This window comes from Streptomonospora salina (assembly GCF_014204715.1).
GTDB classification, from domain to species: Bacteria; Actinomycetota; Actinomycetes; order Streptosporangiales; family Streptosporangiaceae; genus Streptomonospora; species Streptomonospora salina.
Genome location: NZ_JACHLY010000001.1, coordinates 3,916,409 through 3,935,954, shown reverse-complemented (window position 1 = coordinate 3,935,954; position 19,546 = coordinate 3,916,409). Strand labels below are relative to the sequence as shown.

Below are 19,546 nucleotides of genomic sequence, written 5' to 3'. Positions count from 1 at the left end.
TCGTGTGCAGAATGAGGGGACCGTTATCCGAATGCGGGCGGCCCTCGCCGCATGAGGAATCTCACCGCAAATCCCACGGATTCAGAATATTCGCCGCCCTCCCGGTATTCCGGCACCGGCGGACCGGGAAAGGGCGCGCGTCCGTTCGCCGGAGCCGTTCGCAGGCAGGGGGCGCTGCGGGATCCGGCCCTGCCCCGGACCCGGCAGAGCACGCCGGGCCCGGCCGATCCCGGGCCCGGCCCGAAACGAAGGAGTTGTTCAGGTGTCCGCACGCGATAACGACACGACCCACGAATACGACTACGTCATCGTCGGCGGCGGAACCGCGGGCTCGGTGATCGCCAACCGGCTCACCGAGGACCCCGCCACCAGCGTGTGCGTCATCGAGGGCGGCCCCTCCGACCAGGGCCTGCAACGCGTACTGCGCCTCAAAGACTGGCTGGACCTGCTCGAAAGCGACCTCGACTACGCCTACCCCACCGTCGAACAGCCCCGCGGCAACTCCCACATCGTCCACTCCCGCGCCCGCGTCCTGGGCGGCTGCTCCTCCCACAACACCCTGATCAGCTTCCGCCCCTTCCCCCGGGACCTGGACGACTGGGTCGCCGCCGGCGCCCACGGCTGGGACAACGCCACCGTCCAGTCCTACGCCGACCGGCTCAAGAACAACATCACCCCCGTCGCCCCCCACCACCGCAACCCGATCGTCGCCGACTGGATCACCGCCGCCGCGGCCGCCACCGGCGCCCCCGTCATCGAGGACTTCAACGCCGAAACCTCCCACCGCGGCGGATTCAGCCAGGGCGCGGGCTTCCTCCCGGTCTCCTACGACCCCCACACCGGCCACCGGTCCTCGGCCTCGGTGGCCTACCTCCACCCGATCACGGGCCTGCGCGCCAACCTCGCCCTGATGCTGGAAACCCGCGCCTACGAACTGGTGCTGGAGGGCGAGCGGGCCACGGGCGTGCGGGTCGCGACCGCCGACGGCGAGCGGCGCACCGTCACCGCCCGAAACGAGGTCGTGCTGTGCGCGGGGGCGATCGACACGCCGCGGCTGCTGATGCTCTCGGGCGTGGGCCCGGCCGCCGACCTGGCCGCGGCCGGCGTCGGGGTGCGCCACGACCTGCCCGGGGTGGGCGAGAACCTGCTGGACCACCCCGAGTCCGTCATCATGTGGGAGACCGCCCGCGAGGTGCCCGACACCACGGTGATGTCCTCCGACGGCGGCCTGTTCGTGCGCCGCGACGCCTCCGACCCGCGCCCGGACCTGATGTTCCACATCTACCAGGTGCCCTTCGACGACAACACGGCCCGGTTGGGCTACGACTCCCCGGGCCCGCGCAACGCGATCTGCATGACGCCCAACGTCCCCCGGTCGCGTTCGCGCGGGAAGATGTGGCTGCGCAGCGCCGACCCGGAGGAGAAGCCGGCGCTGGACTTCCGCTACTTCACCGATCCCGGCGACTACGACGCCGCCACGATCGTGGACGGGCTGCGCATCGCCCGGGAGATCGCGGCGACCGAGCCGTTCGCGTCCTGGATCGAGCGGGAGGTGGCGCCGGGGCCGTCGGTGGCCACCGACGCGGAGTTGTCGGAGTTCGGGCGGCGGTCCGCGCACACGGTGTATCACCCCGCGGGCACGTGCCGGATGGGGGCCGCGGACGATCCCGGCGCCGTGGTCGATCCGCGGTTGCGGGTGCGGGGCCTGTCGGGGCTGCGGGTGGCCGACGCGTCGGTGTTTCCCACGATGCCCTCGCCCAACCCGATGGTGACCGTGTTGACGGTGGGCGAACGCGCCGCCGACCTCATCCGCGCCGACCACTGACCCGATGGCGCCGCCCGGCCGCCGGCCTCGCTACCGGCGGCCGGGCGGCGCCCGCGCTTACGCTTCCGTCCCGGAGGACGGTGCGGGCAGGGGCTCGGGCCCCCAGACCCAGTTGCCGTTGTTCTCGGTGAAGCGGCGCTGGAGCTGCTCGACCTCGTGCAGGCTCCGTTCGAGCACCGGCCGCCAGGCTCCGGCGGTGCGGTCCTCCAAGTAGAGGTTGTGCGCATCGGTACGCATGCGCAGAGCTTTCTGCGTGCGCACCGATCCGTCGGTCATGCGGACACGGAAATAGGCCATGGTCCCCTTCATCGCGCGCGGTCGGATACCGGCGAAGACGCCGTCCCCGCAACCGGTGGGACGGAGGAGGACGCCTGCGTGGCGTATGGGCGGCCCCCGCACCTTACTCCCGAGCACGGGGCGTTCCGGCGCGGGGCCCGGCGCAGGGGGCGGACATCACCGGGCCGGCGACCGGTACGCGGACCGCTGTGCACCGCCGCCCGGCCCTCGGTGCGCCACCGGAGGCACCGCGGAGGCCGGGATCGGGGAACGCTCCGGCCCGTGGAGCGGGGCGCGGCACCCTCCGGGGGCGGCCGCTCTCGGCGCTGCCGGGGTGCCCGGGCCCGGTGCCGGCGCATCGGCGCACCGCCTCCCGTGAGGATTCGAGAAGCGAGAAGCGAAGCCCGGCCGGGCGGACCGACAGGAACGGGGCCGCCTCCGCCGCCCCGCACACCCATGCAAGTCTGACGTAGGGGTAGAGTCGTTCGGCGGCAACCCGCGCGCGGCGAAGCCCACCGCCGCGCCGCCCTCCCGAAGGCACACCCGCACCGCCGGTCCCGCCTACCGTCGCCCCACCCGCAACCAGGGAGCCGCTATGTCCCAGCCCACTCCGCCCTCCGCCGAGGACCCCGAACTCCGGACCGAGCGGACCTTCCTCGCCGAGGCCCGCGCCGCGCTCCAGAGCATGCACACCGACGTCGTCACCACCGAGACCGTCCAGGACTATTCCGAGGACGCCGACTACACCTTCACCAACCGGCTGCTGCGTATGGACCGGCAGCGCCGCGCCGACGCCCTGACCGGCCTCGGCGACACCCCGCTGTTCTTCGGGCGCCTGGACTATCCCTGCGGCGCCGTCTTCGAACGCGCCCCGGAGGATCCGGTCACCCACACGCGCGACCGCGAGGCCGACCGGGTCTACATCGGACGGCGCCACGTCCACGACAGCGCGGGCTCGCCCCTGGTCGTCGACTGGCGCGCCCCCGTCTCCGCGGCGTTCTACCGGGCCGGCCCCGACGATCCCCAGGGCGTGGTGCTGCGCCGGCGCTACGGCTTCTCCGACGAGGCCGAGATCACCGCCTACGAGGACGAGCCGCTGACCGGTGCCGCGGCAGCCGACGACGGGGACGCCGGCCGCTCGCTCCTGGCGGCCGAGATCGAGCGGCCCCGCACCGGGCCGATGCGCGACATCGTCGCCACCATCCAGCCCGAACAGGACCACCTGGTACGCGCTCCGATGCGGCCCACCCTGTGCGTGCAGGGCGCGCCCGGCACCGGCAAGACCGCCGTGGGCCTGCACCGCATCGCCTACCTGCTCTACACCGAACGCGAGCGGCTCCGCCAGGACGGCGGCGTGGTCATCCTGGGCCCCAACCGCTCGTTCCTGTCCTACATCCGCCGCGTCCTGCCCGCCCTGGGGGAGGTCGGCGTCCGCCAGAACACGATCGAGGAGCTGATCGGCCGCGCCCCGGTGCGCCGCACCGAATCCACCGAGAGCGAGCGCGTCAAGGGCGACGCCCGCATGGCCGAGGTCATCCGCCGCGACCTGTGGAACCAGCCCCGGCCGCCGGAGGAGACCCTGATCGTGGAGCGCGGATCGCGCCGCTGGCGCGTGCCCGCCGACGAACTGGCCGAGGTGCTGGACGAGCTGCGCTCCCGCGACATCGCCTACGGCGCCGGACCCAACCTCCTCTCCCAGCGCATCGCCCACGTGGTCATGCGCCGCATCGAGAACGACGGCGAGGCCGCCGAACCGGGCACCCTCGCCCAGCTGCGCCGCAACAAGGCCGTCACCGCCGCGGTGCGCCGCATGTGGCCCAAAGCCGATCCGCTCAAGCTCGTCCTGGGCCTGCTCACCGACCCCGACCGCCTCGCCCGGGCCGCCGACGGCCTGCTCACCCCCGAGGAACAGAAGGCGGTCCTCCTTCCCGGCAAGCCGCGCAGCCCGAAGTCGGCGCAGTGGTCGGCGGCCGACCAGGCACTGATCGACGAGGCCGCCACCCTCATCGAGCGTCCCGACACTTGCGGCCACATCGTCGTCGACGAAGCCCAGGACCTCAGCCCGATGCACTGCCGCGCGATCAGCCGGCGCTGCACCCGCGGCTCTCTCACCGTCCTCGGCGACATCGCCCAGGCCACCAGTCCCGCTGCGGCCGACCGGTGGGAGCAGGTGCTGCAGCACTTGGGCCAGCCCGACGCGCACCTCGCCGTGCTCGACCGGGGCTTCCGCGTGCCCGCCCAGATCATCGACTACGCGGCCGGGCTGCTGCCCGAGATAGCGCCCGGCCTGGACGCGCCGACCGGGGTGCGCAGTGCGCCGGGGTCGCTCCATGTCACCGGAACCGACGGCGACGGCTACGCCGACGCCGTAGTGCAGGCCTGCCGTGAAGCGCTCAAGGACGAGGGCTCGGTCGGTGTCGTCACCGCCGACGCCGACGCGGCGGCCCTGCACCGGATCTTCGGCGACGAGGGCCTGGACAGCGGGATCGCCGGCGAATCCGACGACGCACTGGAGGCCAACCGGCTCGTATGCGTGCCCGCGACCCTGGCCAAAGGACTGGAGTTCGACACGGTGGTCGTGGCCGAACCCGCCCGCATCGCCGCGGCCGAAGCCCGCGGGCTGCATCGCCTCTACGTCGCGCTCACCCGCGCGGTGAGCACCCTGCACATCGTGCACACCGAACCCTTGCCCGCGGCGCTGGCCCGGCCCCGCCGCTGATACGGACCAGGGCTTCCTGGAGGTCGGACAGGAGCCGGGCGATCGCCGGGAACGGTACTCCTGCGGAGCGCCGAGCGGGCACCGCCGGTGGTGGACGGGCGGCCTGAAGCCTCGTGCGGGGGACCGCCGCCGTGCGCCCGCGCACTCCCGCACCACCGGCCGGAACCGCCTCCACCCCGCGCTGACGGCCCCGACATCGCCCGCCCGGCTCACCCCTGCTCCGCCCGCAGGCGGCCCCGGCGGCGCACGGCACCGGCGGCGACGGCGACCGCGACCAGCAGCGCCAGCACGGCCAGCGACGCCCCCGGGCCGGCCTGCTCCAGTGCCCGGGCCAGCGTCGACTGCACGCGCGTGGCCGCCCCCACGACCGGGTCCGACACCGCCTGCCCGGACAGCACCCGCACCTCGAACCACCCGTAGTAGGCCACATAGAGCCCAGCCGGAACGAGCAGCGCTCCCCCGGCCCGGTTCACGAACGGCAAGGCGCTGCGCATGCGCGCGGCCACCCCGTCCCGGGCCAGCGCGGTCGCCACCGTCAGCACCCCCACCACCAGGCCCATGCCGGCGGTGTAGGCGGTGAGCACGCCCGCGATCCCGGCCGCGCCCCCGGTGGCGGCCGCGCTGGTGACGACCGCCAGGAACGGGGCGACGGTGCAGGACAGGGACGCGGCCGCGAAGGCGGTACCGTAAGCCGCGGCCCACCGCAGCGAACGGGTAGCACGCCCCGGCGAGGGCGCGCGGATCCCCGGAACGGCCAGCGGCCGGCCGCTGAGCAGCCACACGCCCAGGACGACCAGGACCCCGCCGATGAGGATCGTCGTCCAGGGCAGGTAGCGCTCCAGGGACAGCGCCAGCGGTGTGGCGACCAGCGCGAACAGGCCGAACACAGCGACGAAACCGCCGGTCATCGCGGCGGTGGTGGCCAGGGCCCGTCCCAGGGCCGGCAAGCGCCCGGACCGCGCGTCGGGGGCGTCGGACACCAGCAGCGCCACGTATCCGGGCAGCAGTGCGAAGCCGCAGGGGTTGAGGACCGCGAGCATGCCGGCGGCCACGGCGATCGCGAACGGGATCTGCTCCATCGATCAGCCCAGGACCTCGGATTCGACGCGCTCGTCGATCTCCTGATCGGTCATCGTTCCCGTGTAGGTCAAAAAGCTCCCCGAGTTCCGCAGGAACGAGAAAGAGGGCTGGGTGGTCACCTCGAACCCCGACCAGATGGAGCCGTCCTCGTCGATGATGTGGCGCATGCCGCCGGTGCCCGTGGATTCGACGAACTCCGCCATGGCGTCGGGTTCGCCCTGGCCGGCGACGCCGATGAACTCCACCTCGCCCTCGTAGCGTTCGGCGGTCTCGGCGACGCCGGGCGCTTCGCCGCGGCACACCGTGCACCAGGGGGCCCAGAACCACAGCACCACCGGTTCGCCCCGCAGTTCGGCTCCGGAGATCTCGTCCCCGCCGACCTCAGGGGCGGTGAAGTCCAACGCCCCGGCGGCCGCACCGCCGCCCGCATCGCGGTCGGAGCCCGCGCCGGGCTCGGTGCCTTCCGCACCGCCGGAGCCGTCGGCACTCGCGCCGCCCTGCCCGGCTGCGCCGCCGGCGCCGTCCGGGGCGCCGCAGCCGGCCGCCAGCACGGCCGCCACCGCCGCCGCCGGGGCCAGGATGCCGAAGGGAATGCGTTCCATGGTCACCTCTTCCGTCCGCGCCGCGCTCCGGCGGCCGCCGAGTCCGGGCGCCGCCCGCCGGGCGCCCTACACCGGGCTATTCGGAGCGGTCGGCTGCGGGGCGACGTGCGGGCCCGGCGAACGGGGGAACCGCGCCGCAGCACCGCCTGCGGGGCGACGCGGGCCCGGGCCCGGACCGGCCGGGAGAGGCGGGGAACGGCCGGTTCACAGCGGCGGCGACCGCCGCGCCGGCAGGCGAGTCGGAATACCAGAGCCTGCGTGGTGTTGACGCAGCCGTGAAGAACATCGGATTCCTGTCTTTCGGACACTGGACGCCGTCGCCGCGCTCGCAGGTGCGGTCGGCCTCCGACGCCCTGCAGCAGTCGATCGAGCTGGCCGTCGCCGCCGAGGAGGTCGGCGCCGACGGCGCCTACTTCCGGGTGCACCACTTCGCCCGGCAGCTGGCGTCGCCCTTCCCGCTACTGGCGGCGATCGGCGCGCACCAGCCGGATCGAGATCGGCACGGGCGTCATCGACATGCGCTACGAGAACCCGCTCTATATGGCCGAGGACGCCGGGTCGGCCGACCTGATCTCGGGCGGGCGCCTGCAGCTGGGGATCAGCCGCGGCTCGCCGGAGCAGGCCGTCAACGGCTACGAGCACTTCGGACACGTCCCGCAGGAGGGGGCCACGGACGCCGACATGGCCCGGCAGCACACCGCGAGGCTGCTCGACGTCCTCGGCGGCGAAGGGTTCGCCGAGCCGAGCCCGAGCCCGATGTTTCCCAACCCGCCCGGGAAGCTGCGGATCGAGCCGCATTCGCCGGGGCTGCGCGAGCGCATCTGGTGGGGAGCCGGCACCCGCGCCACCGCGCAATGGGCCGGTGAGCAGGGGATGAATCTGATGAGCTCGACCCTGCTCACCGAGGAGACCGGTGTGCCGTTCCACCGGTTGCAGGCCGAGCAGATCCAGCTCTTCCGGGACGCGTGGACGACCGCCGGCCACGCACACGAGCCCCGCGTCTCGGTGAGCCGCAGCGTCTTCCCCTTGGTGAGCAAGCTGGACCACCAGCTGTTCGGCCGGGAGACCGCCAGCACCGACCAGGTCGGCCACCTCGACGACGGACTGGCCCGGTTCGGCAAGACCTACGCCGGCGAACCCGAGCAGCTCGTCCGGGACCTGGCCCAGGACGAGGCCGTCGCCGCCGCCGACACGCTCCTGCTCACGGTGCCCAACCAGCTGGGCGTGGACTACAACGCCCACGTACTCGACAGCCTGCTGCGCTACGTCGCGCCGGAGCTCGGCTGGCGCTGACGCGCGGCGGCCGAGGCCGCAGACGACGACTGCCCCCGCCGATCACGGCGGGGGCAGTCGCATCAGCGAAGGGCGCGGAGCGTCCGGCGGACCGGGGCCGCGCCGCCGCTACGCGCCGCGGACGCGCTCGGCCTGCGGGCCCTTGGGGCCCTCGGTGACGTCGAACTCGACGCGCTGGTTCTCATCGAGGTTCCGGAAACCGGTGCCGTCGATGTTGCTGTAGTGCACGAAGACGTCCGGGCCGCCCTCGTCCTGGCTGATGAAGCCGAAGCCCTTTTCGCCGTTGAACCACTTCACTGTTCCCTGAGCCATGCTGCCTCCTAGGTAGACGGGTTCGGATCCGTGATCCGGATCCGCGATCGCAATTCGAGCGCCCACCCACCATCCCTGGCTGCAGGATCACTCGCGTTGGAAACTGCGAGTGCAAAACACGAAGTCAAACACGTACGAAGAAAACGCGCGATCGCTCGATACAACAACCTACAGCATCGAGTATTCCCTCCGCTCGGATTCCCTCCCCCCGGGCGCGCCGGACATCCGCCGCACACCGGCCCACGACGGGTGCGGCGGTCGCCGCGCACCCCGAGCGCGCCGGACGCCGGCGGACCACGCGCAGCCCTGTGAACAGGAACGATCCGTGCGCACTCCCGCCCCCCGCGGCCGGGCGCCGCGCGTCCGCCGCCGACCGCGGCACCGTCGGCGGCGGACGCGAAACCGGCCTCCGAGGGGACTTATCACATTCTTACCCGGGCACCTTCGGCACTCCTGACCTGGGATTACACACCGATCCCCAGATTTTTCCCAGGAATCTCCAGACTTGTTCCCGGTTCTGCGGGTTTTCGTGCACCGCGTAGTCACCGATGACGGAGGGAGACCGTATGACGACCCTCGGGACCGGAGGAGGCGCCGGCCGGACGGACCGGAACGGCGACGACGCCCCCGGCGGCACCGGCGCCGGGCTCCGGCGCGGACCCGGCACGCAGCACGATTTCAACCGCTACGAACTGAAGTACCTCGTCCCCGTCGAACAGGTCGGCGACGTCCGCGCCGAGCTCACCGCGCGCATGGACGCCGACCGCAACGCCGCGGACAACGGCTACGGCGTGTGGAGCCTGTACTGCCGCGACCGCGACTTCGACATCCGGTCCGAGGCCGAGAGCCGCTACATCGTCAGCCTGCGGTTCGCGGTCATGGAGGTCAAGACCGACGAACGCACCCCCGCCGGGTCACCGACATGGCCGCCCGGCACCTCCTGCAGGTGCAGCACATCTCCCAGTACTGCCAGAGCGTCGAGGCGTTCGGCGAGGCGCCCCGCTCGGTCTTCCACGTGCCCGAGGAGGATCCGGTCGCCGAGTCGCGGCCGCGCACCGCCCCGCAGCCGTGGCAGCTGTGAACACCCGCCGCCCCGATGCGGCACACCGTCCGTGAACCCGATCCGACCCGCGGCCTCGTGAGAAAGCACCGATACCGGCCATGAATCTCGACTTCAGCGTCACCGACCTGTCCGGTACCTTCAGCGTGCTGGACGTGGCCCTGTCCCTGGCCCTGGCGTTCGCTGCCAGCATGGTCGTCGCCTGGCCACGCTGATCACCCTGATCATGCTCGTGGTGGGCTCTAACATCGCCCGCGCGTCGCCCTCGTCGGCGCACTGTCGGTGGTGCGCTTCATGGCCGACGCGGACTTCGCGAAGCTCTACGAGGACGCCTACGCCGACCTGTACGCCGACCTCGTCGACAGCGGCACGGCCGCTTCGCTGCTGGACCAGGCCGCCACACAGGCACAGGCCGCCGGCGGCGACGACGCGTCCCAGGCCCGCGAGCAGCTCTCCGAGCAGATCGCGTCGATCCCGGAGACGGCGGACGACGCCGCGAGCACCGAGGGCACCGAGGGCACCGAGGGCACCTCCGGTTAGGGTCCCCCGCCGACCGCCCCGTTCGGACGGGTCCGGTCCGCGGGCAGGGCGACCGTGAACACGGTGCCCTGCCCGCGGACGGAGTCGACCGCGACGACACCGCCGTGGGCGGCGACGAACGACGCGCTGATCGACAACCCCAGCCCGGCGCCCCGGCCGGAGCGCGACTCGTCCACGCGGTAGAACCGGTCGAAGACGTGCACCAGCCGGTCCGGGGCGATGCCCGGTCCTTCGTCGGCGACGGCCACGACGGCGGTCTCGGCGGTGCCCTCGGCGAGCGCACCGACCGAGGCCGCGCCCTCCGGAGGTTCGGGGCCCGACCGCCGCACGGTTACGCGCACCGGTGTCCCCTGCGGCGTATGCGCCACCGCGTTGCCGACCAGGTTCTCCAGGACCTGGCGCAGGCGGTCGGCGTCTCCCGGGGCGTGCACCGGCGCCGGCGCGTCGACCTCGACGCGCGCCTGCGGCGTGCGCGCCCGCACCCCCGCGGCCACGTGCTCGGCGACCTCCGCCAGTTCGATGCCGGTGTGTTCCAGCAGCGGCACCTCGTCGAAGCGGGCCAGCAGCAGCAAGTCGTCCACGAGGACGGCCATCCGTCCGGCTTCGTCCTCGATCCGCGACATCCAGCGGTCGGCTTTGGCGTCTTCGGCCACCACTCCCTGGGCGCGGCCCTGCCGGTACAGCTCGGCGAATCCGCGGATGGAGGACAGGGGCGTGCGCAGCTCGTGGGAGGCGTCGGCGACGAAGCGCCGGGTGGCCGCGACCGAGCGGTCGCGCTCCCGCACGGCCTGCGACAGTCCCGAAAGCATGGCGTTCAGCGCGGCTCCCAGGCGGCCGGTCTCGGTTGCGGGGTCCTGGTCGGGGATCCTGCGGTCCAGATCGCCGCCTGCGATGGCCTGGGCGGTGGACTCGATCCCGTGCAGCGGACGCAGCCCCAAGCGGACCGTGGCCACCGCCGCGAACCCCAGCAGCACCAGAACGACGACCCCGACCGCGACTTCGATCAGCACCAGCCGGTGCAGGGTCCGTTCGAGGCCGGTCAGCGACTGGGCCGCTACGGACACGGTTCCGTCGTCGCGGACGGACGTGACCACGCGCCACCGGCCGCCGGAGGTACCCGGCACCGTGAACGGACGGCCGGCCCGTTCCCGCAGCCGCTGCACGCCCACGGCGGAGACGTCGGGCATCGACGCGTCGGAGGAGGTCCGGCCGACCACGTCGGCGGCGTCGCCGTCGGCGCCGACGGTCAGTGTGCGCAGGTCGGTGGGGAAGGGCGGCGGGCGGCCACCGCCGCGGTCCTCCTCCGGCTCCGGGGGCCCGGGCGCGGGCCCGGCCATCGTCGACAGGCGGGTGTCGATCTCCTGCACCAGGGAGCGGTGCAGCAGCGCGGTTCCGGCGCTTCCGAAGACCACCAGGCACACCGTCGTCAGGCACAGCACCACGGTGGTCAACCGGGCCCCCAGCCCTCGGGGCAGCGGACTCCGGAGGCGCGGCCCCATCAGCGCTCCTGCGCGCTGAGCCGCAGGGTGTAGCCCACGCCCCAGACGGTGTGGATCAGGGGTACCCGGCCGGAGTCGAGCTTGCGGCGCAGGTAGCTGATGTAGGTCTCCACTACGCGGGTGTCGTCGGCGCCTCCGCCCCACACGCGGTCGAGGATCTGGGGCTTGCCGACGACGTGGCCCGCGTTGACCATCAGGTAGCGCAGCAGCGCCAGTTCGGTGCGCGACAGGGGGATCGGCGTGCCGCCGCGGCGGGCCTCGTGGACTTCCTCGCAGAGTTCGAGGTCGGCGTAGCGCAGCGGCGACGCCTCGGATTCGGACCGGCCGCCGGTGCGGCGCAGGATGGCTTTCATCCGCAGCAGGACCTCGTCCAGGCTGAAGGGTTTGGTGACGTAGTCGTCCGCGCCGGCCCGGAACCCCGCGACGCGGTCCTCCACCGCGCCCCGCGCGGTCAGCAGCAGCACCGGGAGGTCGGGCAGCACCCCGCGCAGGTCGGTGACCAGATCCAGCCCGCTGCGGCCGGGCAGCATGACGTCGACCACGGCGATGTCGGGGGTGAACGCGCCGAGGGCCGCCACGGCGGCGTCCGCGTCGGCGACGCCGCGGGGAGTGTCGCCGCCGAGCTCCAGGGAGGAGGTCAGCAGTTCCCGGATGTTGGGGTCGTCCTCGACGAGGAGGACGCGGGTCGCCGGATCGGCGGCCGCCGCCTCGGTTCGCTCGCTCATCCCGTTCGTCCTCCTCGGTCGTGGCCTGCGCGGTCCGGGCGCGAGCGTAGACGCGGAAGGCTAGAAAAAGGTTGGAGGCACTCGGCGGGGGTCGGCCCCGGGGACCGGGCCCGGCGGCTCGGCGCGGTCCCCGGGTGGCGTGTCGTACCCGTGCGGCAGGATCGGCGGCGACGGTTCGACGGAGAACGGACGAAGGAGAGCGCATGGCCATCCGGCTGCAGACGGTCGTGCTGGAGGCACGCGACATCCGCGCCTTGGCGCGGTTCTACGCCGACCTGCTCGGCGTGCGGATCACCCGGGCCGACGACGACTGGTTCGACATCGGCGACGACGCGACCACGACGTTGAGCTTCCAGCACTCGCCCCGCTACGAGCCGCCCGTATGGCCCGACGACTCCGGTGCGATGCAGATCCACCTGGACTTCGAGGTCGACGACATCGACGAAGCCGAGGCCGCTGCCCTGTCTCTGGGCGCGACCCGGCTGCCCTGGAGTTCCCGGCACGAGGTCGACCAGGGCCTGCGGGCGGAGTCCGGAACCGGGTTCCGTGTCTACACCGACCCGGCCGGCCACCCGTTCTGCCTGTGCTGGGGCGGGGGCTGACCGCCGCGGTCGGCGGCGGTGCGCCCCGGACCGCGGTCCGGGGCCGTCTCCTCCTCATCCGCGGTGCGCGCGGCCGCGTGCCCGGTCGCGCGCGGCCGAGCGGCGCCGGGTCCGGCTCAGTACTCCAGGTCGGGGCGCAGCGACCCCCCGCCGACGGTGTTCAAGTGCCGCAGCACCTGGCGGTAGGACTCCACCAGACCGGTCTCGTAGTACTCGATGCCGTGCCTGGCGCAGAACTCGCGCACCATCGGCTGGACCCGGGGCAGCGCCGAGCGGGGCATCGAAGGGAACAGGTGGTGTTCGACCTGGTAGTTCAACCCGCCCAGGGCCACGTCGGTGAAGCGGCCGCCGCGGATGTTGCGCGAGGTCAGCACCTGCCGCCGCAGGAAGTCGATCTTCTCGCCCTTGGCGATGATCGGCATGCCCTTGTGGTTGGGCGCGAACGAGCATCCCATGTACAGCCCGAACAGGCCCTGGTGAACGGCGATGAAGGCCACGGCCTGCAGCGGCGAGAGCACGACGAAGACGGCGGCGAGGTAGCCGCCCAGATGCGCGGTGAGCAGCACGGCCTCGGCCAGCTTGGTGCCGCGGGTGGCGGCGGTGCTGCCGAACAGCGCCCGCACGCTGGAGACGTGCAGGTTGAGCCCTTCCAGCAGCAGCATGGGAAAGAACAGCCACGCCTGCCTGCGCGCCACCCAGACCCCGACGCCGGTGCGGGCCCGGGTCTGCTCCTCGGTGAAGGCGATCGCGTTGCCGGCGATGTCCGGGTCGCGCTCGACCTGGTTGGGGTGGGCGTGATGGCGGTTGTGCTTGGAGTTCCACCAGCCGTAGCTCAGCCCGACCAGCAGGTCGCCGTGCACGCGCCCGATGAAGTCGTTGACGCGTTTGGAGGACGAGATCTGCTGGTGCCCGGCGTCGTGACCGAGGAACGCGGTCTGGGTGAAGACGATCCCGAGGAACGCGGCCGTCAGCAGCTGCCACCAGGACGCGCCGATCAGCGCGAACGCGGTCCATCCCGCTGCCAGCAGGAGCAGGTTCACGCCGATGCGCACCGCGTAGGACAGGGGGCGCCGGTTCAGCAGCCCGGCGGCCTTGACCTCGCGGGAGAGCACGGCGTAGTCGCTGCCGCGGCGTTCGGGCCGGGATCCGCCCGGCTCCGCGCGGGCCGGCTCGCCGGCGGCGGCGCCGACGGCCGCGAGTTCCAGGGCCCGGTCGTCGGCGTCCAGGGGGCGGAGGTCCTCGGCCGCGGGGCCGTCGGGGCCCTGACCGGCCCGGTAGGCCACGCGGCGTCCTTCGGTGATCCGGCCGCCTGCGCAGGCCTCGGGCGAGGTCCGGAAGGAGATTTCGGCGGTGCCGTCGTCGGGGGCGACGCTTCCGGTTCCGGTGTCGGCGTCGCATCGTTGCACTGTGCCATGGGGCATATACGGGTCTCCTGGGCGAGGGGGAGAAGGGGTCGCGTCGTCGCGGCCTCGGCTTGCTGAACCTCCGCCGATCCAGGAGCACCTGGCACGAGTGGCCCCGTCCGGGTGCCCGCCGGTGTGTCCGCATTGGAAAAACTCAGCCGTGTACCTGTCCACTGCAACGTACCCGCAGCGGGAGATGTTCCCGCAGCCGCCGCGTACGGCCGTGCGACACCGCGGGCCGGCACACCCGCACCGGCCCTGCGGCTCCTGTGACGACGCTTCCCTCCGGGTTCCCGCGGCGGCAGGATGGGAGTGATGAACGCCGACCGGATCCGCGCAACTACCGATCGCCTCCCCGCTGACCGCGACAGCCGCGGCGCCGCGGCGCGGCCCACGCTCTACGATCTTCAGCGGCCGTCCCACGACCTGCCCGCCCTCGTCGCCGGCACGCTCTCCGACGTCCACCGCACCGTGCTCGACCTCGGCTGCGGCGACGGCACCCACCTCGCCCGGCTGCGCAGCGAACGCCCGGCGGCGACGGTCGTCGGGGTCGACGCCGAACCGGGCCGGCTTGAGGACCTGCCCCCTCCCGTGCTGTGCGCGGCCGCCGCGCAGCTTCCGGTCACGACCGAAAGCGTCGACGCGGTACTGGCGCTGCACGCGCTCTACCACCTGCCCGACATCGACGCCGCCCTGGCGGAGGCCGCCCGCGTCCTCAAGCCCGGCGGCGTCCTGGTCGCCTCGACCAACGCCGCGGACGACAAGCGGGAGCTGGACGACCTCTTCCAGGCCGCGGCCGCCGACGTGCTGGGCACCGCTGAGGGGCCGCGCCCCGTGCACCTGTCGGACCGCTTCCCGCTGGAAACGGCGGCCGCGCAGATCGAGGAGCACTTCGCCGACGTCAGCGTGCGGGAACTCACCGGCACCATTACGGCCGGCGATCCGGCTCCGGTGCTGGAGCACCTGGGGTCCTACCGCGTCTGGGCCGCCCAGACCGGGGTGCCGTTCGACGCGGCCGTGAACCGCGCCCGCGAGCGGTTGGAGGCGGCGATCGCCGCCGAGGGCGCCTTCACCGTCACGACGCGGCAGGGGGTCGTCCGCGCCGCGGATCCGGGCGGAACCGGCGGGTAGTGCCACGGCGGGGGCGGAGCGCGCCGTGGCGCGGCGGTTCGCAGACCGCCGCGCCACGGGTGGAGGTACGGGCCGGGTTCAGAAGTCGTCCGCTAGGCGCTGCACGACACGGTCGGCCAGTTCCAGTTGCCGTTGTGGTCGATCGTCATGCCCCAGTTGTCGCCGTTTCCGTTGGGGGTGGCGACCAGCGTCTGGGCGTCGGGGTAGTCGGCGTCGACGTTCCACGTCGCCGAGACCTTGGCGGGCGAGGGCACGTCCACCGTCACGGTCCAGTCGCTCGATCCGCTGACGTCGACGGAGAGGTTGTAGCGGTCGTCCCACTGCTGGCCTCCGGACAGCGAGGCGGTGCAGTCTCCACCGCCACCGCCACCGCCGCCGCCACCGCCGCCGCCTCCGCCTCCGGAGGTGGTGCCCACGGTGATGTCGGAGCTGCCGCTGCTCTCGTAGCCCTCGGTCGCCATGATCATGTAGTCGTGGTTGCCCATGTCCATGCCGTGGCCGGCCCAGGCGTCGAAGTGGTTGCCGGTGGTGATGCTTCCGCCGGTCCTGCGGTTCTGTCGGACGCTCCAGTACTGCGGGAAGGTCGCGGTGCCTTCGATGGAGGGCTTGTCGTAGCGCATCGTCCGGTAGATGTCGTAGGTGCCGCCGTCGCTGGTGACGGTGCCCTGGTACTCGCCGTCGGGACGGTAGCTGCCCCAGTTGTCCACGATGTAGTACTCCACGAGCGGGTCTGTGGTCCACCCGTAGAGCGTCAGGTAGGAGTTCCCGGACGGGTTGTAGCTTCCGGAGTAGTCCACGGTGCGGCGCCCGCCGGTGCTCCAGCCCTTGCCGGCGACGAAGTTGCCGGTGTCGCTCCATGAGGTGCTGTAGTTGCCGCCGGACCCGTTCTCCATGGAGACGGTTCCCTCGGAATCGGTCCAGAACGAGTAGAAGTAGCCGTCGTGGGTGCCGGTCTGGTTGGACGTGATGGCCGCGCTGGCGCCGCTGGGCAGCACGGTCGAGGCCGTGACGACCGCTACCGCGGCGACGAAGGCGCGGCCGGCGACGCGCTTGACTCGGCCGGGAGTGCGGCTCGGGCGTGTGGGGGATGTGGTCATCTGCGGTCTTCCTCCTCGTGAAGGACGACGGGACTGACGGCGGCATCGGCCGCCGTCGCGGGTCGGCGCTGCAGGGCGCGGCGAGGCGGCCCGTGCGGCCTGCGCCGACCAACCGAGCGATCGGGCCGCTGTGGCCGGTCTCGGTTGTGCACAGAGAAGGCTCTGTCGGTAGTGACAGTGTTCGGGCGGCCACGCCGTGCTGTCAATAATTTCCGGAACGTTTCGGAATACTTTCGACCGCAGTTGCTGCGTGCCCGCCGCACACCTGGGCCCGATCCCGCGCGCTCCCGCAGCTGTGGCTACCCGACTGTTTCGAACGGCTTCCGGATCATCGTGCGGGGCGCACCGGGTAGGCCCGCACGGGAACGCGCCGGGAGGCGCGCCCGCGGGCGGCGGTCGTCACCGGGCCCACGTCCACGGGCGGTCGAGCATGCGGAATCCGAGCCGCGGAGCGACCCTCTCGAACTCCGTCTGCTTGTCGGTCATCCCGCCGCCGAACACGGCGATCCTGTGCACGATGCGCTTGTCCCGCACGGTTTCCACCTCGACGCAGGAGAATCCCCACCCCTGGTGGGGCGTTTTCAACGAAAGCTCGGTCACGACGGAGGCGGGGATCCGGCGGCTCCTCCTCCGCGTGGCCAGCTCCACGCCGTCACCGTCGATCCGCAGCGCGTGGCCGCCGAAGAACACGAGCAGGTACAGCCCGCGCAGAATCCCCGCCGCGACGAACAGCGCCAGGGCCTGCAGGGGCCACCCGAACGGCTCCCCCTCGGACGCGGCCATCACCACGTAGTAGGCAGCTCCCCAGGCCGTCCAGCTGCAGCACGGCCGCAGCATCGTCGCGCACGCGCCGACGGGTTCGACGGCGAATTCGGCGCCGCCCGCCGCATCCGGCTGTGCGTCGGGGGCCGAACCCGCAGAGCTCATCTCGTCGTCTCCATCGTCGTCGGCGGCGGAACGGAACACGCCGCGGTCCGGGCCGGCACGGCCGCCGGCGCGTACCGCACCGCGCGCTCCGGCCCGGGGCCTGCGAACGGACCAAGCACAGCACCCGCCACCGGCGGCCGCAACGTCGGACCGCTCCCCGCTCTACCGGGTGGCGCCCCCCGCGTCGCCGCCCGGCTGCGCGCGGTCAGTCGCCGCGGCCCGATCCCCACGGCACGGTCGGCTGGAGCACGGCCTCGCTGAGCGCGCCCGACCGCAGATGCGTGATCTCCTGGTACTCGGGGTCGGAGACCATCCGGCTGAACGCCTCGCGGCTGGGATAGCGCACGACCAGCACGGCGTCCCAGTCCTGGCCTTCCTCGGCCACCAGGGGCGAGGCGCCGTCGCCCGCGTAGAGCACTTCGCCGCCGTACTTCTTCAGGAAGCGGCCCGCCTTGCGCGAGTACTCCTCATAGGCGGGCCGTCCGCCCGGGGCGAACCGCAGCAGGTTGAGCATCACCACGGGACCGCCGGGGTCCTCGTCGAGCAAGCGGGCGAGGTCGGCACCGGAAGGGTCGACTGCCATCACGGCCTCCTTGTCGTCGTGCTGCGGCCCCGCGGCCGGCGCTCGCAGCGGCACGGGCGCCAAACGCCTGGCGCACCGCATCAACCGTACATACCGTCCGGTTGGTATTCACGCACCGCGGATCCCCGCAGCGGCCGCCCCGACGCGTGCGGGCGGAGCCGTGGAGCCGAGGAGGAGGCCCGCCGCTGAACCGCCGCGCCTGGCGGACCTCCGGAACCGGATCCTGCCCGGTGCCGATTTCCCCGACATCCCCTGCCCCGGTCCGGAACAGCTCCAGGCCCTGTGCGGGCGGACTGGGGGCGGGACGAGGACTGGCTGCGCGCGATGCCGCACGGCGACGCGGCCCGCCTCTTCGGCGCCGGCGGGCACTGACCGCCGTTGACAGGATCGGTTAATCCCTTTAGCTTTTGGCTAACAACTTTAGCTTTGAGGGGATGCCATGCCCGAGTACCTCGCCGTCGACGACGGCACCATCGCGTACGAGGTGGCGGGGTCCGGTCCGCTGATCGTCCTCGCCCACGGCATGGGCGACAGCCGCGCCGCCTACCGTCGGGTGATCCCGCAGCTGGTGGCGGCGGGCTACCGGGTCGCCGCCGTCGACCTCCGCGGCTGCGGCGCCTCCAGCACCGACTGGCCGGCCTGGAGCCGCACCGCCATCGCCGGCGACCTGCTCGCCGTGATCCACCACCTGGGCGGCCCGGCCGTACTCGTCGGCCACTCGGTCTCCGGCGGCGCCGCCACGATCGCCGCGGCACAGGAGCCCTCGCTGATCACCGCGGCCGTCGAGCTGGCTCCGTTCACCCGCAAGCAGTCGGTACGCCTCGGCGACCTGCGGGTGAAGCGCTTCCGGCGGGGCATGCTGCGGCTGCTCGGCGCGGGCCTGTTCGGCAGCGTCGGGATGTGGCGCTCCTACCTCGACACGGCCTACCCCGGTGCGAAGCCGGCCGACTGGACCGAGCGGCTCGACCGCATCGACGCCCTGCTGCGCGAACCCGGACGGATGAAAGCCGTGCAGGGCATGGGCCGCAGCGCCCCGACCGACGCCGGCGCCCGGCTCGGCGACGTCGGCTGCCCGGTCCTGGTCGTGATGGGCACGCTCGACCCCGACTGGGCCGACCCGCACGCCGAGGGGGCCGCGGTCGTCGCCGACCTGCCGCCGGGCCTGGGCCGCCTGGAGATGATCGAGGGCGCCGGGCACTACCCGCACGACCAGTTCCCCGACCGGGTGGTTGCGCTCATGCTCGCCTTCCTCCGCTCAGACGCCGCCCGTGCCTAGGGCCGGCCTGGACCCGGCGGCCGTGGTCGCGGCCGGGGCCGCCCTCGCCGACGAGGTCGGCCCCGCCGACGTGACGATGGGGCTGCTGGCCGAGCGGGTGGGTGTGCGCACCCCGTCGCTGTACAAGCACGTCAGCGGCCTGGGCGACCTCAACCGGCGCATCGCGGCTCTGGCGCTGAGCGAGGCCGCCGACGCCGTCGGCGGCGCGGTCCGGGGCCGCGCGGGCCGCGACGCCCTGGCGGCCGCGGCACGCGCCTTCCGCGCCTTCGTGGTGGCCCACCCCGGCCGCTACGCCGCGACGATCGGCGTGGAACCGTCGGCCCCGGACGATCCGCTGGCCGTCGCGGGCCGGCGGCTGCTCGACGCGTTCACGGCGGTCCTGCGCGGTTACGCGATCGACGAGTCCGACATGGACCACGCCCTGCGCATGCTCCGCAGCCTCTGCCACGGCTTCGCCACGCTGCAGGCCGCCGACGGGTTCCAGTGGAGCGCCGACGTCGACGAGAGCTTCGAGTGGCTCATCGCCTTCGCCGACCGGGGTCTGCGCGCCGGGTGAGGCCGCCGCCGGCGGTCGCCGCACCGGGTGGCGCCGGCGG

The 19,546-nt window shown here is 73.1% G+C and carries 19 protein-coding genes; 9 read left to right on the top strand and 10 right to left on the bottom strand.

Translation table 11 applies throughout. The features are described 5' to 3' along the window. The first annotated feature begins 262 nt into the window (after window positions 1-262). Window positions 263-1,825 (top strand): GMC family oxidoreductase, encoded by a 1,563-nt coding sequence (locus HNR25_RS17745; protein WP_184636927.1) that lies wholly within the window; start codon window positions 263-265, stop codon window positions 1,823-1,825. A 57-nt stretch (window positions 1,826-1,882) separates the two neighbouring features. Here HNR25_RS17745 and HNR25_RS17740 read toward each other — a convergent pair whose 3' ends face one another. After that, a complete protein-coding gene (locus HNR25_RS17740) occupies window positions 1,883-2,122 on the bottom strand; it encodes a hypothetical protein (RefSeq protein WP_184636924.1) in 240 nt (79 codons plus the stop codon). A gap of 574 nt (window positions 2,123-2,696) precedes the next feature. On the opposite strand from HNR25_RS17740, the gene HNR25_RS17735 reads away from it, so the two are divergent. Then, a complete protein-coding gene (locus HNR25_RS17735; RefSeq protein WP_184636922.1) occupies window positions 2,697-4,820 on the top strand; it encodes a HelD family protein in 2,124 nt (707 codons plus the stop codon). A 209-nt stretch (window positions 4,821-5,029) separates the two neighbouring features. Here HNR25_RS17735 and HNR25_RS17730 read toward each other — a convergent pair whose 3' ends face one another. After that, a complete protein-coding gene (locus tag HNR25_RS17730) occupies window positions 5,030-5,899 on the bottom strand; it encodes a cytochrome c biogenesis CcdA family protein (protein WP_184636920.1) in 870 nt (289 codons plus the stop codon). A 3-nt stretch (window positions 5,900-5,902) separates the two neighbouring features. Further along, on the bottom strand, window positions 5,903-6,502 hold the full coding sequence (locus tag HNR25_RS17725; protein ID WP_184636918.1) for a redoxin domain-containing protein: 600 nt from the start codon (window positions 6,500-6,502) through the stop codon (window positions 5,903-5,905). 516 nt (window positions 6,503-7,018) lie between these two features. Between HNR25_RS17725 and HNR25_RS17720 the strand changes: the two genes are divergently transcribed. After that, window positions 7,019-7,795: an LLM class flavin-dependent oxidoreductase gene (locus HNR25_RS17720; protein ID WP_246463720.1), complete on the top strand. Its 777-nt coding sequence runs from the start codon at window positions 7,019-7,021 to the stop codon at window positions 7,793-7,795. A 108-nt stretch (window positions 7,796-7,903) separates the two neighbouring features. On the opposite strand, the gene HNR25_RS17715 is transcribed toward HNR25_RS17720, so the two are convergent. Beyond that, a complete protein-coding gene (locus HNR25_RS17715) occupies window positions 7,904-8,107 on the bottom strand; it encodes a cold-shock protein (protein WP_184636916.1) in 204 nt (67 codons plus the stop codon). A 922-nt stretch (window positions 8,108-9,029) separates the two neighbouring features. On the opposite strand from HNR25_RS17715, the gene HNR25_RS26030 reads away from it, so the two are divergent. Both HNR25_RS26030 and HNR25_RS17700 read left to right on the top strand, forming a co-directional pair. Continuing rightward, window positions 9,030-9,188, top strand: a complete 159-nt coding sequence (locus HNR25_RS26030; RefSeq protein ID WP_246463718.1) for a hypothetical protein — start codon at window positions 9,030-9,032, stop codon at window positions 9,186-9,188. 273 nt (window positions 9,189-9,461) lie between these two features. Beyond that, the gene (locus tag HNR25_RS17700; protein ID WP_184639737.1) at window positions 9,462-9,707 is read left to right on the top strand and encodes a hypothetical protein; all 246 of its coding nucleotides are present in this window, start codon (window positions 9,462-9,464) and stop codon (window positions 9,705-9,707) included. On the opposite strand, the gene HNR25_RS17695 is transcribed toward HNR25_RS17700, so the two are convergent. Both HNR25_RS17695 and HNR25_RS17690 read right to left on the bottom strand, forming a co-directional pair. Next, window positions 9,704-11,206: a sensor histidine kinase gene (locus HNR25_RS17695; RefSeq protein ID WP_184636914.1), complete on the bottom strand. Its 1,503-nt coding sequence runs from the start codon at window positions 11,204-11,206 to the stop codon at window positions 9,704-9,706. The two genes, HNR25_RS17700 and HNR25_RS17695, sit on opposite strands and share 4 nt — an antisense overlap. Continuing rightward, window positions 11,206-11,931, bottom strand: coding sequence for a response regulator transcription factor (locus HNR25_RS17690; protein ID WP_184636912.1), 726 nt, complete (start codon window positions 11,929-11,931; stop codon window positions 11,206-11,208). Before HNR25_RS17690 ends, HNR25_RS17695 begins: the two co-directional genes overlap by 1 nt. Window positions 11,932-12,134: 203 nt before the next feature. Here HNR25_RS17690 and HNR25_RS17685 point away from each other — a divergent pair, with 203 nt between their 5' ends. Next, window positions 12,135-12,533, top strand: coding sequence for a VOC family protein (locus HNR25_RS17685; RefSeq protein ID WP_184636910.1), 399 nt, complete (start codon window positions 12,135-12,137; stop codon window positions 12,531-12,533). Window positions 12,534-12,649: 116 nt separating this feature from the next. Here the strand turns inward: HNR25_RS17685 and HNR25_RS17680 are convergent, their stop codons facing one another. Beyond that, on the bottom strand, window positions 12,650-13,954 hold the full coding sequence (locus HNR25_RS17680; RefSeq protein ID WP_184636908.1) for a fatty acid desaturase: 1,305 nt from the start codon (window positions 13,952-13,954) through the stop codon (window positions 12,650-12,652). 297 nt (window positions 13,955-14,251) lie between these two features. Here HNR25_RS17680 and HNR25_RS17675 point away from each other — a divergent pair, with 297 nt between their 5' ends. Then, window positions 14,252-15,067 (top strand): class I SAM-dependent methyltransferase, encoded by an 816-nt coding sequence (locus tag HNR25_RS17675; RefSeq protein WP_221457674.1) that lies wholly within the window; start codon window positions 14,252-14,254, stop codon window positions 15,065-15,067. Between the two features lie 92 nt (window positions 15,068-15,159). Here HNR25_RS17675 and HNR25_RS17670 read toward each other — a convergent pair whose 3' ends face one another. The 3 genes from HNR25_RS17670 to HNR25_RS17660 form a co-directional block, all read right to left on the bottom strand. Continuing rightward, on the bottom strand, window positions 15,160-16,164 hold the full coding sequence (locus HNR25_RS17670) for a glycoside hydrolase family 11 protein (RefSeq protein WP_184636903.1): 1,005 nt from the start codon (window positions 16,162-16,164) through the stop codon (window positions 15,160-15,162). A gap of 399 nt (window positions 16,165-16,563) precedes the next feature. After that, window positions 16,564-17,130: a hypothetical protein gene (locus HNR25_RS17665; protein WP_184636901.1), complete on the bottom strand. Its 567-nt coding sequence runs from the start codon at window positions 17,128-17,130 to the stop codon at window positions 16,564-16,566. A 166-nt stretch (window positions 17,131-17,296) separates the two neighbouring features. Next, window positions 17,297-17,674, bottom strand: a complete 378-nt coding sequence (locus HNR25_RS17660; protein ID WP_184636899.1) for a DUF1330 domain-containing protein — start codon at window positions 17,672-17,674, stop codon at window positions 17,297-17,299. Window positions 17,675-18,113: 439 nt separating this feature from the next. On the opposite strand from HNR25_RS17660, the gene HNR25_RS17655 reads away from it, so the two are divergent. Then, complete coding sequence (locus tag HNR25_RS17655) at window positions 18,114-18,950, top strand: alpha/beta fold hydrolase (protein ID WP_184636897.1); 837 nt, start codon at window positions 18,114-18,116, stop codon at window positions 18,948-18,950. Continuing rightward, complete coding sequence (locus tag HNR25_RS17650; RefSeq protein WP_221457672.1) at window positions 18,943-19,506, top strand: TetR/AcrR family transcriptional regulator; 564 nt, start codon at window positions 18,943-18,945, stop codon at window positions 19,504-19,506. The genes HNR25_RS17655 and HNR25_RS17650 overlap by 8 nt, the downstream gene beginning before the upstream one ends. The last annotated feature ends 40 nt before the right edge of the window (window positions 19,507-19,546 follow it).

What these genes read in the sequence shown, in the direction of transcription:
- HNR25_RS17685 (WP_184636910.1), top strand. Translation starts at nt 12,135, where the DNA reads ATGGCCATCCGGCTGCAGACGGTCGTGCTGGAGGCACGCGACATCCGC.
- HNR25_RS17690 (WP_184636912.1), bottom strand. Translation starts at nt 11,931, where the DNA reads ATGAGCGAGCGAACCGAGGCGGCGGCCGCCGATCCGGCGACCCGCGTC.
- HNR25_RS17695 (WP_184636914.1), bottom strand. Translation starts at nt 11,206, where the DNA reads ATGGGGCCGCGCCTCCGGAGTCCGCTGCCCCGAGGGCTGGGGGCCCGG.
- HNR25_RS17660 (WP_184636899.1), bottom strand. Translation starts at nt 17,674, where the DNA reads ATGGCAGTCGACCCTTCCGGTGCCGACCTCGCCCGCTTGCTCGACGAG.
- HNR25_RS17655 (WP_184636897.1), top strand. Translation starts at nt 18,114, where the DNA reads ATGCCCGAGTACCTCGCCGTCGACGACGGCACCATCGCGTACGAGGTG.
- HNR25_RS17715 (WP_184636916.1), bottom strand. Translation starts at nt 8,107, where the DNA reads ATGGCTCAGGGAACAGTGAAGTGGTTCAACGGCGAAAAGGGCTTCGGC.
- HNR25_RS17670 (WP_184636903.1), bottom strand. Translation starts at nt 16,164, where the DNA reads ATGACCACATCCCCCACACGCCCGAGCCGCACTCCCGGCCGAGTCAAG.
- HNR25_RS17675 (WP_221457674.1), top strand. Translation starts at nt 14,252, where the DNA reads ATGAACGCCGACCGGATCCGCGCAACTACCGATCGCCTCCCCGCTGAC.
- HNR25_RS17700 (WP_184639737.1), top strand. Translation starts at nt 9,462, where the DNA reads ATGGCCGACGCGGACTTCGCGAAGCTCTACGAGGACGCCTACGCCGAC.
- HNR25_RS17680 (WP_184636908.1), bottom strand. Translation starts at nt 13,954, where the DNA reads ATGCCCCATGGCACAGTGCAACGATGCGACGCCGACACCGGAACCGGA.
- HNR25_RS17720 (WP_246463720.1), top strand. Translation starts at nt 7,019, where the DNA reads ATGCGCTACGAGAACCCGCTCTATATGGCCGAGGACGCCGGGTCGGCC.
- HNR25_RS17730 (WP_184636920.1), bottom strand. Translation starts at nt 5,899, where the DNA reads ATGGAGCAGATCCCGTTCGCGATCGCCGTGGCCGCCGGCATGCTCGCG.
- HNR25_RS17735 (WP_184636922.1), top strand. Translation starts at nt 2,697, where the DNA reads ATGTCCCAGCCCACTCCGCCCTCCGCCGAGGACCCCGAACTCCGGACC.
- HNR25_RS26030 (WP_246463718.1), top strand. Translation starts at nt 9,030, where the DNA reads ATGGCCGCCCGGCACCTCCTGCAGGTGCAGCACATCTCCCAGTACTGC.
- HNR25_RS17725 (WP_184636918.1), bottom strand. Translation starts at nt 6,502, where the DNA reads ATGGAACGCATTCCCTTCGGCATCCTGGCCCCGGCGGCGGCGGTGGCG.
- HNR25_RS17740 (WP_184636924.1), bottom strand. Translation starts at nt 2,122, where the DNA reads ATGGCCTATTTCCGTGTCCGCATGACCGACGGATCGGTGCGCACGCAG.